General features: G+C 59.4%; 10 protein-coding genes. 3 read left to right on the forward strand and 7 right to left on the reverse strand.

Annotated elements, in window-relative coordinates; all coding sequences use genetic code 11:
• Window positions 1–52 precede the first annotated feature (52 nt).
• Together rsmD and ACODTY_RS05185 are read right to left on the reverse strand one after the other, a co-directional pair.
• Window positions 53–607, reverse strand: coding sequence for a 16S rRNA (guanine(966)-N(2))-methyltransferase RsmD (gene rsmD, locus ACODTY_RS05180; RefSeq protein ID WP_488993221.1), 555 nt, complete (start codon window positions 605–607; stop codon window positions 53–55).
• Entirely contained in the window at window positions 608–2,617 is a 2,010-nt protein-coding gene (locus tag ACODTY_RS05185) for a pseudouridine synthase (protein WP_488993222.1), read from the reverse strand.
• Between the two features lie 73 nt (window positions 2,618–2,690).
• Between ACODTY_RS05185 and ACODTY_RS05190 the strand changes: the two genes are divergently transcribed.
• Window positions 2,691–3,143, forward strand: coding sequence for a nucleoside deaminase (locus ACODTY_RS05190; RefSeq protein ID WP_488993223.1), 453 nt, complete (start codon window positions 2,691–2,693; stop codon window positions 3,141–3,143).
• Window positions 3,144–3,173: 30 nt separating this feature from the next.
• Here the strand turns inward: ACODTY_RS05190 and ACODTY_RS05195 are convergent, their stop codons facing one another.
• The 3 genes from ACODTY_RS05195 to ACODTY_RS05205 all read right to left on the reverse strand — a co-directional run bounded on the left by ACODTY_RS05195 (window position 3,174) and on the right by ACODTY_RS05205 (window position 8,035).
• Window positions 3,174–3,860 (reverse strand): hypothetical protein, encoded by a 687-nt coding sequence (locus tag ACODTY_RS05195; RefSeq protein WP_488993378.1) that lies wholly within the window; start codon window positions 3,858–3,860, stop codon window positions 3,174–3,176.
• A 188-nt stretch (window positions 3,861–4,048) separates the two neighbouring features.
• The gene (gene ileS, locus ACODTY_RS05200) at window positions 4,049–6,967 is read right to left on the reverse strand and encodes an isoleucine--tRNA ligase (RefSeq protein WP_488993224.1); all 2,919 of its coding nucleotides are present in this window, start codon (window positions 6,965–6,967) and stop codon (window positions 4,049–4,051) included.
• Window positions 6,968–7,234: 267 nt separating this feature from the next.
• A complete protein-coding gene (locus tag ACODTY_RS05205; protein ID WP_488993225.1) occupies window positions 7,235–8,035 on the reverse strand; it encodes a MipA/OmpV family protein in 801 nt (266 codons plus the stop codon).
• Window positions 8,036–8,211: 176 nt separating this feature from the next.
• On the opposite strand from ACODTY_RS05205, the gene ACODTY_RS05210 reads away from it, so the two are divergent.
• A complete protein-coding gene (locus ACODTY_RS05210; RefSeq protein WP_488993226.1) occupies window positions 8,212–8,766 on the forward strand; it encodes an HdeD family acid-resistance protein in 555 nt (184 codons plus the stop codon).
• Window positions 8,767–8,774: 8 nt separating this feature from the next.
• Here ACODTY_RS05210 and ACODTY_RS05215 read toward each other — a convergent pair whose 3' ends face one another.
• Together ACODTY_RS05215 and ACODTY_RS05220 are read right to left on the reverse strand one after the other, a co-directional pair.
• Window positions 8,775–9,749: a bifunctional riboflavin kinase/FAD synthetase gene (locus tag ACODTY_RS05215; protein ID WP_488993227.1), complete on the reverse strand. Its 975-nt coding sequence runs from the start codon at window positions 9,747–9,749 to the stop codon at window positions 8,775–8,777.
• Between the two features lie 15 nt (window positions 9,750–9,764).
• A complete protein-coding gene (locus ACODTY_RS05220; protein ID WP_488993228.1) occupies window positions 9,765–10,625 on the reverse strand; it encodes a TIGR01459 family HAD-type hydrolase in 861 nt (286 codons plus the stop codon).
• A gap of 231 nt (window positions 10,626–10,856) precedes the next feature.
• Here ACODTY_RS05220 and ACODTY_RS05225 point away from each other — a divergent pair, with 231 nt between their 5' ends.
• Window positions 10,857–12,761: a pilus assembly protein TadG-related protein gene (locus ACODTY_RS05225; protein WP_488993229.1), complete on the forward strand. Its 1,905-nt coding sequence runs from the start codon at window positions 10,857–10,859 to the stop codon at window positions 12,759–12,761.
• The last annotated feature ends 95 nt before the right edge of the window (window positions 12,762–12,856 follow it).

Here is a 12,856-nt window from a genome sequence, read left to right on the forward strand (position 1 = left end):
TGCTACGTTAAAAGTGAATTGTTCGTCATTTGACGCCTGAACGCGGCTAAAGTCAGGCCAGCTCGATAAAGCGGATCACCGTCTCGCCGTAGCTGCGCTCATCGACAATCGAAAATCCGGAGCCCGGCTCGAACGGGGCGGAGGCGGCTTCCTCGACGACGCACAGCGCGCCTTGTGCCAGCCAACCGCCTTGCTGCGCCGATTGTAGGGCCCGTTCGCCCAAACCTTTGCCATAGGGAGGGTCAGCGAACAGCAGGTTGAAAGGGGCAAGCGTTCCAGCCTCGCCAAGCGCGGTTGCGTCGCGGCGGAATATCTTGGTCTTTCCGGTCAAGCCAAAGGCTTCGACATTGCTGCGGATCAGGCCGCGCCCTTCCGTCGATTCCTCGATGAACACGGCATAGCCCGCGCCACGGGATAATGCTTCCAGGCCAAGCGCACCGGTTCCGGCAAAAAGATCCAGTACCCTTGCACCTTCAAGATTGTCGGGAAATCGATGTGCCAAGACGTTGAAAACGGCCTCACGTGTCCGATCCGTCGTCGGACGGATCGCGTGAGTGTTCGGCGTGGCCAGCGGGCGGCCGCGAAAATCGCCTCCCACAATGCGCATCTAGCGCGCCTTCGGGCCCTTGCCCGGTCCTTTGCGGAAAGGTCCGCCGCCACTCCGATCCGGACGGTCACCGCGTGGCTTGCCAAATGGGCGGTCGCCTTGCGGCCTTCCTCGGCCCTGCGTGCCAGCTTTACGGAAATCGGTGTCCGACTTCTCCTGGTCCGCCTTGTCCTTTCCAAGCGGACGAGCACCTGGCGCCATCCATACATTGGCTTTGCGCTGCCCTGGCGGATCGATTGGCGGTCGCTCCCGATCACCCTTCTTGAATCCCGGCTTACCGCCAAATCCGGACCGTTCCGGCTTGCCACCACGCTCGCCAAAACCCCGCTCCGGGCGCGTCGACAATTTGCCCAGCGCTTCGTCGCGACTGTTTTCGCGGAACTTGCGCCGCTTTATCAGGCCGCCCTCTCCGATTTCGGAGCGTGCCGGCCTTGCACGTGGTGCTGCTTCTTCCAGTTGCTCTACGCGCCGCACCGGCTTGTTCGAGAACGGTTTGACGATCTCGGCGTCGAAATTCGCACCGGATTCCTCGATCAGCCTTTCGCCAAGCTGCTCGCGCAACATGCGGCCCTTGATCTCGAGGACATGCCCTTCCGGCAACTCGTTCAGCTGAAATGGCCCGTATGAAATGCGGATCAATCGCGTGACATCAAGTCCAAGCGCGCCAAGGATATTCTTGACCTCACGGTTCTTGCCCTCGCGCAGACCGATTGTCAGCCAGGCATTGGAGCCCTGCTCCCTGTCGAGGCTCGCTTCCACCGCGCCGTAGAAAACGCCATCAACGGCAATGCCTTCGCGCAACTTGGCAAGCGCACTTTCCTCGACTTTGCCATGCACGCGAACCCGGTAGCGCCGCAGCCAGCCGGTTGCCGGAAGTTCCAGCACGCGCGACAGTCCTCCATCGTTGGTGAGCAGCAGCAGGCCTTCGGTGTTGATGTCCAGCCGGCCAATCGTCATCAGACGCGGCAGGTCTGCAGGCAGGACGTCGAATACGGTCTTGCGGCCTTCCGGGTCGCGATTGGTCGTCACCACGCCGGCCGGCTTGTGGAAGAGAAACAGCCGGGTGCGCTCGATCGGAGGAATTTCCATACCATCGAGATGGATGACGTCGCTTTGCGACACGTTGAACGCCGGCGTTTCCAGGATCTTTCCATTGACCTTGACACGGCCGGCGGCGATCAGTTCTTCAGCGTCGCGGCGCGAAGCAATGCCAACTCGCGCCAAGCGCTTGGCAATGCGTTCACCGGTCTCCTCAGGTGCCTCGCTTTGGCGAGGCCGCGGCTTGAAACCACCTGCCGGCTTGCCAGCGCCGCCAAAATCACGACGGGGACGTTCTCCGCCTTCCGGGCGGGCCTGTCGATCTTCGCGTGCACGATACGGTTTCGCGAAACCACCCTCACGTTTCTCAAACGGCCTGCCCTCGGGGCGAGGTCCATTGCGGAACGGTCGCTCGGCGCGTGCCTCGCCTTCGCGCGGCCTGTCATCACGCTTGAAGTCGCGTTTCGGTCGTTCTCCGCCTTCGGGGCGGCCCTGCCGCTCTTCGCGTGGGCGATATGGTTTTGCGAAACCCTCACGCTTTTCGAAAGGCCTGCCCTCAGGGCGAGGCCCCTTGCGGAACGGTCGCTCGGTGCGAGCGTCGCCTTCGCGTGGCCTGCCATCGCGCTTGAAATCGCGCTTGGGCCGCTCTTCACCTTCGGGGCGCGGCTGTCGTTCTTCGCGCGGCTGATAAGGCTTGGCAAATCCTTCCCGCTTTTCGAACGGCCTGCCTTCGGGCCGCGGCCCCTTGCGGAAGGGTCGCTCGGCGCGTGCTTCGCCTTCGCGCGGTTTGTCGTCGCGTTTGAAATCACGCTTTGGCCGGTCGCCATCAGTTGCCCTGTCGGGCCTTTTGGCGAACGAAGCTTTCTTGCCGGCAAAGGCAGGCTTGCCGGATTTGCCATCGGCAGCCTTGCGGCCTCGAAAGCCAGCCGGTTTTGCGCCGGGCTTGCGCTGGAATTTGTCGTCGTCGCTCATGTGGTGTTTGCTCGTTTGCGCGGCTAGATAACAGGATAGCTCTTGGGTTGCGAGGACATAATGGGAAACCGCGATGAAGCGGCCTGACTTCATGGCCACCGCGCTGAAAGAAGCGCAAGCTGCGGCGGGGCGCGACGAAGTGCCCGTTGGCGCGGTCATCGTCTTGAACGGCGAGGTCGTGGCAACGGCAGGCAATCGCACGCGCGAGCTTGCCGATCCGACCGCCCACGCCGAAATCCTTGCGATTCGCGATGCCTGCGCCAAATTGTCGAGCGAACGGCTAGGTGAGTGCGATCTCTACGTGACGCTTGAACCTTGCACCATGTGCGCGGCGGCCATTTCGTTTGCGCGCCTGCGCCGGCTCTATTTCGGTGCTGCCGACGAAAAAGGTGGCGCAGTGGTTAGCGGAGTGCGCTTCTTCGCTTCACCGACATGCCACCATGTACCCGACATATATGCCGGGCTGGGCGAGATAGAATCAGCTGTACTGCTCAAGGATTTCTTCGTGTCGCGCCGGCAGTTGTAGAACGCAACGGCGCGTCTGGCAGTATGCTGGCTACCAGGGCAACCAGCTAAACAGACCGCCGTCCTTCTTGCGGGCCATCTTTTTCTGCCGCAGATCCTTTTTGTATTCGTCCTCGCCAATGTCGTTCTGAGGCGCGGTCGAAGCGGCAACTCGATATTCCAGCGGCGGTTCGCTGAGATAGCGGCGATTCGTCGGGCTACCCTGCCTGCCTTCCGCGAGCTTGCGATTGATGGCATCGCGGCGGGCCTTCGCGCCTATCCCGGAATCACCCGGTGTCCAACGCGGCGGATGGCTCGAGCCCGACTCCGCCAATGCTTTTTTGACGGCTACAGGGTCGGTCTGGACGTCATCAACCACTTCAGCCTTGAAATTGGGGCTGTCGAAATTGACGCTCGCGTCAGCCCGGATACGGGCACGGCGCTGTTCAGGCGATTCCGGCCATTGCGTGCTCGCGGTCTGGACAATGTTGTCCTGAGGTGCCGGCAACACGCCCTTTTGCCCGGGCGCAGGCTTAACTAGCGTGGGACGGGGATTGTAATCGATCTTTTCCCGCTTGGGCGGAGCGAGCGAAATTGCGCCACTCACATCGCCGGCGAGCTGCTCCATCGCTGTCTTGTCGGTGCCATAAGTCGGTGACGACATGCATCCCGAAAGGGCGAGTCCCGAAACGGCAAGCGGCGCCATCAATGCAAGGCGAACATGGCGTTTCTCGGTCATGCCTAAAAATTTCACTCTTGACGACCCCTTGATCGCTGCCAACCGAACGCCGGCACGCATCTTGCCACGCTGTTCTAACGGAAAATTCGGCGACAATTTGTCGTCCGCAGTTTCAGGTCTTTACCTCAACCGTTCGTTAAGGGCAACGCGCACCCGTTTGCGCGTTGCCTTCCTGCACAACTCCGCGTCTAGAGCCTGCCAGTTGACTGCAATTCATGCAGAACAAGAGCATCTCGTTCCGAGACGTCCGGGAAGTCCTTGTCGTTACCGACATCGTCAGTGTAGCGCCACGACCGCGCGCATTTGCGCAGACCGCGATCGGCCGCTTTTTCCACCACAACAGCCACGCCCTTTACGTCGTCCAGAGCAAACGCGCCGGCAGGTGCGCCGCCATAGGAGAAGTCGAGCCCGCTGGTGATGCTGATCTCGGCCATGTCGACGCCCTCAACTTCCTTTTCAAGCGAGGAATTGTCGAGATAAACAACTGGGACGGCTTCCAGCGACGATCCGATCACCTTGCCCGCGCGGGCAATTTCGAGCGCTCCGGTGACCACGCGCCGCATCTGCCGCACCTTGCGCCACTTTTCGGCCAGCGCCTCATTGCGCCAATCGGCGGGCACCTTCGGGAATTGCTCAAGGTGAACCGATCTCGCGTCTGGGTGCCGATCGAGCCAAGCCTCCTCGGTCGTAAAGGGCAGCATTGGCGCCAGCCACTTCACCAGACATTCAAACAAATGCCGAACAACCTGGACGGAAGCCTTCCGCTTTGCGCTGGACGGCGCATCGCAATAGAGCGCGTCCTTGCGGATATCGAAATAGAAGGCGGAAAGCTCGACCACCATGAAATCGAGCAGCGCGCGGGTCACCCGCTTGAACTCGAAGCCGTCGTAGCCGGTACGAACAACCTCATCGAGTTCAGACAACCGGTGCAGCATCAGCCGCTCCAGTTCCGGCATCTCGGCAAGCGGCACGTCCTCGCCCTCGTCATGGGCAAGCGTGCCCAGCATCCAGCGAATGGTGTTTCTGAGCTTGCGGTAAGCGTCGATATTGGTCTGCAGCACATTCTTGCCGAGGCGCTGGTCTTCCCAATAGTCGGTCGTCATTACCCACAGGCGCAGGATATCGGCCCCGGACTGCTTCATGACGTCCTGCGGCACGACCGTGTTGCCGAGTGATTTCGACATTTTGCGGCCTTCCTCATCCATGGTGAAACCATGGGTGACGACCGTGTCGTAGGGGGCCCTGCCCCTCGTGCCGCAGCTTTCCAGCAGCGAGGAATGGAACCAACCACGATGCTGGTCGGAGCCTTCCAGATAGACATCTGCCGGCCATTTCAGGTCCGGACGATCTTCCAGCGTGAAGGTGTGGGTCGATCCGGAATCGAACCAGACATCGAGGATGTCCTTGACCATAACCCATGGTTCGTTGGCGCGGCTGCCAAGGAATCGCTCGCGCGCGCCTTCGGCAAACCACGCGTCTGCGCCTTCCTTTTCAAACGCCTCAAGAACGCGGGCATTGACCGCATCGTCCTTCAGAACATTGCCATCAGCATCCGCGAACACGGCGATCGGCACGCCCCAAGCACGCTGGCGCGACAGCACCCAGTCCGGGCGCTCGGCAATCATGGCGCGCAGGCGCGTCTGCCCGGCCTCGGGCACGAAACGGGTGTCATCGATCGCCTTCAAAGCGCGGCTGCGCAACGTGGTGCCATCGTCAAGCTTCTTGTCCATATGGACGAACCACTGCGGCGTATTGCGGAAGATCACCGGCTTCTTGGAACGCCAGCTATGCGGGTAGCTGTGTTTCAAGCGGCCACGCGCAAACAGCATGTTACGCTTGATCAGTTCCTCGATAACCGCCTGGTTGGCGTTACCCTTCTTGCCATTGTCGTCGATGACGCGCGCCGGTCCGCCCTCGCGATCGGGACCGAGCCCAGGCGCGTCCTTGGTGTAGTAGCCTGCATCATCAACCGGGAACGGGATCGTCGTGTCGATACCCCGTTCCCTTAAAAGCGGAGCGCCATCAATCCACGCCTCGAAATCCTCGCGGCCGTGGCTGGGGGCCGTGTGGACAAAGCCCGTGCCGGCATCATCGGTAACGTGATCACCGGGAAGCATCGGTACAGGGAATTCATAACCGCCACCAAGACCCTTGAATGGATGGGCAAGCGTCAGCGCGCCGAGCTCATCGCTGGAAACATCACGCAGGCGCTTGTACTCAAGCTTGGCCTTAGCGAAGGATTCTTCGGCCAGTGAGTCAGCAAAGATCAGCTTCTCACCAGGGCGAGGACCAAAATCATTCTCTGCCGAGGTAACTTCGTAGAGGCCATATGACCCGCGCGGCGAATAGGCGACGGCGCGGTTTCCCGGGATGGTCCAGGGAGTCGTCGTCCAGATGACGACGCAAGCGTCGTCCAAACTGGCGCTGCCAACCACCGGGAACTTCACCCAGATCGTGTCGCTCTCGTAGTCCTGGTATTCGACTTCGGCCTCGGCCAGAGCGGTGCGTTCAACCACCGACCACATCACGGGCTTCGAGCCACGATAGAGCTGGCCGGACATGGCGAATTTCAACAACTCGCCCGCGATCCGGGCTTCGGCGTGAAAATTCATCGTCGTGTAGGGATTCTTGAAATCACCGACGACACCGAGCCGCTGGAACTCGTCGCCCTGCACGTTGATCCAGTTCGCAGCGAACTCGCGGCATTCCTTGCGGAACTCGTTGACCGGAACTTCGTCCTTGTTCTTGCCCTTGGCGCGGTACTGCTCCTCGATCTTCCATTCGATCGGCAGGCCGTGGCAGTCCCAGCCCGGCACGTAGTTGGAATCGTAACCGCGCATCTGGAACGAGCGGGTGATGACGTCCTTGAGGATCTTGTTCAGCGCATGGCCGATATGGATGTTGCCGTTGGCGTAGGGCGGGCCGTCGTGCAGCACATATTTTGTGCGCCCGGCCGCATCCTCGCGCAGCCTCTTGTAGAGATCCATCTCCTGCCAGCGCTTGACCAGCAAGGGTTCCTTTTCGGGCAAACCCGCACGCATCGGGAATTCCGTCTGCGGCAGGTAGAGTGTCTTGGAATAGTCGATCGTTTCCGCTGTGTCGTTCATCAGTTCGCCATATGGATTGCCGAGCCGAAACCGGCTTTGGGCGTTGACCTATCATGTTCTGGAAAAAGCGCGAGAGAAGTGCGCCATAATTCCCGGCTGCACCGGCGACCGAGTTTCAACTCAGGCCGCCCGGAACACCGGGCTAGTAATTCGTATCGCGGACGCGATCTGGCGCAACAGGCAGGTCATGGCAGCGCTTCTAACCGATGGCCGCCCAAGAATAAAGTGCCACCTTATGCCTGATCCGGCCAAAATCGAGCCAGCACATCACATAGAGAAGTCGAAACGGTAGCTGGTCGAAACGCCGATCATGAACTGGTCACGCGAACCACGCTCCTGCACCAGGCTGGAGTCGGCTGCCGGCCCCATCAAACGCGAATACTCGCCAAACAAGCTTGCTGTGATCGGGTCAGTGACCTTCCACGTAATCGCGCCGCCGACGCCTGCCGACTTGATGCCGCCGCCCGGATTATATGCGCTAAGCCCCGATGCCAAGGATTCCGCGGCACTGACGCCGTAGTAGGCGTCGAAATACTTCGATGAAGCGACAGACACGCGAGGTCCGCCCGATATGCGAACGGCAGGCGTCACGTCATAGAAGGCGTCGGCAGCGACGTCTGCGACAAAGCCGCTGTGCGAGCGGATGCCGTGCCGTAGTTCGCCGCGCAGCCGCATCCAGTCAAATGGATAGACTTCGAAGAACCCGCCGACCTCGCCGCCCCAGCGCACTGGGTCGAGGCCGCGCAACTCATCTGCGTCATTGTCGCGGCCCCACAGGAGTTTGCCGGCTAGTCCCGCACGCACGCCGCCGTCATCGATCAGCGCGAGCGAGATATTGTCGTTGCGCGATGAAAAGCGAACCGGATTGCCGGCCTTGCCTAGTGAAATGATCGGCGAGGCGCTGAGCAGATACTTCTTGCTGCCTTCAAAGTCTGGCGCGACCATGCCGGTAGCGCCAAGCGTCAGGTACCAGTCACCTGACAGCCAGCCGCCTATCCCCTCGCCCGCATTGGACACCGTGGTGAAACCCAGCAGCATCGCTGTTGCAAACGCAGGGATCATTTTCATTTTATGCTGGCCTCGCCGTTACGCCGGACATTGGGAGTAAGGCAACTCTTGCGCGAAGGTCGGTAAAATTTGATTTAAATCTGCAATGATCCTGCAAATGCCGGTGGTGCTGGACCCGCATCGCTACACGCGATAGTTTCATACCCGTGAGTTTGAAACGTCTTTGGAGTGGCAACATGGCTTTTCAGAACGACACGCTCAAGAACGCCATCGGGCAGGCGCGCGACAAGTGGGGATGGTTCGTCGCGCTCGGTGTTCTATTGTTGATCCTTGGTGGCATCGCATTTGCCAACCTCTTCGTCGCCACCGTCGCGTCGGTGTTTTTCGTCGGCTGGTTGATGCTGATTTCCGGCGTCATCGAGATCGTCCACGCCTTCGGCGTCAAAACCTGGGGCCGCTTCTTCTACTGGCTGGCCAGCGGCCTGCTCTATGCCTTCGCCGGCTTTTTCGCCTTCTACAATCCGCTGCTTGCTTCAACGGTGCTGACGTTCATGCTGGCCGTCGCGCTCGTGGCATCAGGCGCACTGAGGGCTTGGGTCGGCTACGAACACCGCGAACAGCGCGGCTCGGGCTGGATCATCACGGCGGGTATCGTCACCGTGCTTGCCGGCCTCGTCATTGCGATGGGTTGGCCGGTCAACAGCATTTGGATACTTGGGCTGTTCCTTGCCATCGACCTGATTTTCCAGGGATGGACTTTCATCGCGTTCGGCCTGGCGCTGAAGAAATAGCCGCGCGCTCAAAAGGCGACCGCAGCATCCAGTTCCGAAAGCGGTCGCACGCCGGCCAGAAGCGCCCTCGCCTCGGCTTCGTCGCGCTTCATCTGCGCGACGAGCAGATCGAGCCCGTCGAATTTCACTTCGCCGCGCAGGTATCCGAAGAACGAGACATCGCAGACCTCGCCATAGAGATCACCCGAGAAGTCGAACAGGAATGTCTCAAGCAGCGGCGCGCCGTTGTCATCGACCGTCGGCCGACGACCGAAGCTTGCCACAGCGTCATGAAGCGTTCCGTCGGCGCGCCGAAAACGAACGGCATAGATGCCTTCCTTCAACGCCGTCTCGGCCGGCAAGCGCATATTGGCGGTAGGAAACCCAAGCGTGCGGCCAAGCTTCTGGCCACCAACCACCTCAGCCTGGACGGTAAACCGGTAACCGAGCAACCCCGCAGCCTGGGCTACATCGCCTTCGGACAGCAACGAACGTATCCGGCTTGACGAGACGATGCATGCATCCTCGTCGCGAAACGCATCGACCAAGGTTACGCCGAAACCGTTTCGCGTGCCCGCTTCCATCAGGTAGGCTGGTCCACCTTGCCTGTCTTTGCCAAAGTGGAAGTTGAAGCCGGTTACGGCATGGCTGATGCCCAAATTGGCTTCCAGGATTGAATTTACGAAAGTTTCCGCCGAGTTTGCCGCAAACTCGCGTGTGAATGCTTGTTCCACGACCGCAGCGAATCCGAGCTTGGATAGCAATTTCGCCTTCATTGCCGGCGGTGTCAGCACAAACAGCGGCAAATCCGGGCGGAATACCTTGCGCGGGTGCGGATCGAAGGTCAGCACCAAGGCAGGCACGCCCTGCTTCTGCGCTTGGTCCAATGCGCGGCCGAGCACAGCCTGGTGACCGCGGTGAACACCATCGAAATTGCCTATCGCAACGACGCCGCCCCTCAGATTTTCGGGCAGAGGTCGGTCTCCGGGCAAGCGGACGCACATCTTGGCGAAGCCGTTTCAGCGAAGCCGGGGCATCACCGCCACCGGGCGGTAGCCGAATTTTGAGAGGAACGCGGCCAGCAGTTCCGGGTCCGGCGCAAGCGGATCACCATAGTCGCGGGCATGGATGCCACCAGAGACATACAGCACGTCGAAACCATTGTCGGCCGCACCCTTTATGTCCGTCATCATTCCATCACCGATTGCGAGCACCTCGCTGCGATCAAGCTCGCGTCCGACGATCTCCGATGCGGCCTTGAGGGCCGCCGTGTAGATAGGCGCATGGGGCTTGCCGGCGATCAGCGTGCGTCCGCCAAGCTGGCTGTAGTCGCGGGCCAGCGCGCCCGCGCACCAGATCAGCCGTTCGCCGCGTTCCACAACGATATCCGGGTTGGCGCAAATGAACGGCAGGTTGCGGGAACGGAAGCGGAAAAGCAGATCCTTGTAGTCTTCCGGCGTCTCCGTCTCGTCGTCGAAAAGGCCGGTGCAGACGATCGCCTGAGCCTCGAACTCCTCGACCAGTTCGACACCAAGACCGTCATAGATGTTGGCGTCACGATCAGGTCCGAGGTGAAACACTTTCTTCGGCCCTTCCGCGATGAGATCGCGCGTTACATCGCCCGAACTCACCACCTTGTCGAAACTGCCGTCCGGCACGCCAATAAAGCGCATCTGGTCGATCACATCGCCACTCAGGCGCGGTGAATTGGTGATCATGACGACTGCCAGACCTTCGGCGCGTGCCTTTGCCAGGGCAGCCGCAGCGGCTGGGAAATGCGTTTCGCCATTGTGCACGACACCCCACACATCACACAAAATCGCAGCGTAGCGGGGCGATAGGTTGTCGAACGAGGCAATTATTCCGGGGTGGGCCGTCATACTGTTTCTCGAACCTGTAGCTGAAAATATCGCGGTCGGAAGCCGTTTGTGAGGCTCGAATTAGCCGATGCGTCCGAAACTGTCACCAGCTTTCCTCTCGGATCTGGAAAAGCCATGGTTAACCGAAGGGAAATGCCAAACCTCATTTTGATGGGATTCCGCGAACACGAAATTTAATCATTTCTGTCATTTTGTTGCTGTGAATTGGGCTTGGCAGGGGTCACGAAGCCGATGTTCCTGAAATTCCGAAAAGACACACGCGGCAACTATGCACTTGTAACGGCGCTCGTAATGGCACCCTTGATGGGCGCTTTGGCGATTGCGGTGGATTACACCGAGATGTCCCGCCAACGGCTCGATACGCGCAATGCGCTTGATGCTGCCAACATTGCCACTGCCCGCCAACTCCAATCGGGGGCTACGGAAACTCAGGCTAAAGCCTATGCGCAGGATTTCTTTCTGGCGAATCTTCGCCATGTAAAACCCGGTAAAACGACACTGAATGTCACGCTGCCCAGCAACGCCGTTGGTGGTGGCGAGATGAAAATGTGTGCGGACCTGGTATACTCCCCATATTTCCTTCCTGCGGCGGCAAAGCTGATAGGCAAAACCTCAAGCGACTTCAGTTTCACGACTTGCTCACAAGTGCGGCTGAAGAACTCCCTTGAGGTCGCTCTCGTTCTCGATAATTCAGGATCTATGGACGACAAGGTGGCATCTTCGACGAAGAGCCGCATTGAATTGCTTAAAGCCGCGGCCAAGCAACTTGTCGACACGATCTCCAAGCAGGCCGACATGATGAAGCAGGTGGAAAAGCCTGTGCAGTTCGCGGTGGTGCCGTTCGCAGCATCGGTTAACGTCGGCACGCAATTCGAGACTTCCGCCTGGATGGACACGACCGGCGCCTCACCTATCCATCATGAAAATCTTGATTGGTCAGTCATGACCCAAACGAGGGACGCGAACCAGTACGCACAGAAGGTTGGAGATATCTGGATGGCCCGCGGCTCCACTTGGGATGCCGCTCAAAAAGATAAACCGCTGACGAGGTTTTCGCTTTTCAAGCTTTTGAAAAAGCAGACCGGTTCCCACAAGGAAAACGGCAAGACGATTATTGACTATGGTTCTGTGGCATCCTGGGGCGGATGCGTGGAGGCGCGGCCGGCACCCTACAATATCAACGATACCTTGCCGACGACGTCGAAGCCTGAAAGCTATTTCGTGCCGATGTTCGCGCCCGACGAGACCGGCAATATATGGACAAAACAATCGAACAACTCGATCAAGACCTTCGGCATGAACAACAGTTGGTGGGATGACAACGGCGATACGTCAACGAGCACAACAGCCAGCGTTCAAGTCGCAAGGCAGAAAAACACCCTCAAATATATAATGCCTGGCCCACTCAGTCTGGCTGCTCTGCCGACTCCGATCAATGGCGGGCCGAATTACATGTGCACGACAAGCGCCATCACGCCGTTGCAGGACGTGACCAAAACCGACGGCAAGACCAAGATAAATGCGGCAATCGACGGAATGGCCGCTCTCGGTGCTACAAATGTCCCCGAGGGCATGGCTTGGGGCTGGCGAGTTTTGTCACATGGCGAGCCGTTCAGCGAAGGGCGTTCAGAAATAGAAAAGGGCAACGACAAGGTTGTCATCGTGCTGACCGACGGCGCGAACACCTACTACACGCCTGGCTATTTCGGCGACAACGACTACGCCGGCAACAAGTCCAGTTATTCTGCCTACGGCTACACAGGAACGAAATACCAGAATGGCGACACCCGCCTTTTCATGGGAACGAGTTCCAGCGTGGTAAAATCAGGCAACAGCGCTTACACGGAGAGCAACTACTCGACGGCTTTGAACGAGCAGTTCGCAAAGTTGTGTGACAACGCAAAGGCCAACAATCTGATTGTCATGACTGTGGCCCTGGATCTCGATTCCAAGAAGACGGCTGAAGCCGCCCAGATTGCCGCTTTGAAGAAGTGTGCTTCCGACTCCCGGTATCGCAAGGACCCTACCGATCCCAGCAAGCCGGACAAAATGTTCTGGAACGCAACCAGCTCGACGCTTGAAGCCGACTTCAAGAAGATCGCTGACGAACTGTCCAACCTGCGTATCGTAGGCTGATCAATTAGTTCGAACCTCCAATCGCCCCGCCAACCGGCGGGGCTTTTTTCTCTGAGACGGGGCTTTGGTTAACGGCCGCTGAACTACGGCCCTTC

The organism is Mesorhizobium sp. FG116, from assembly GCF_057809835.1.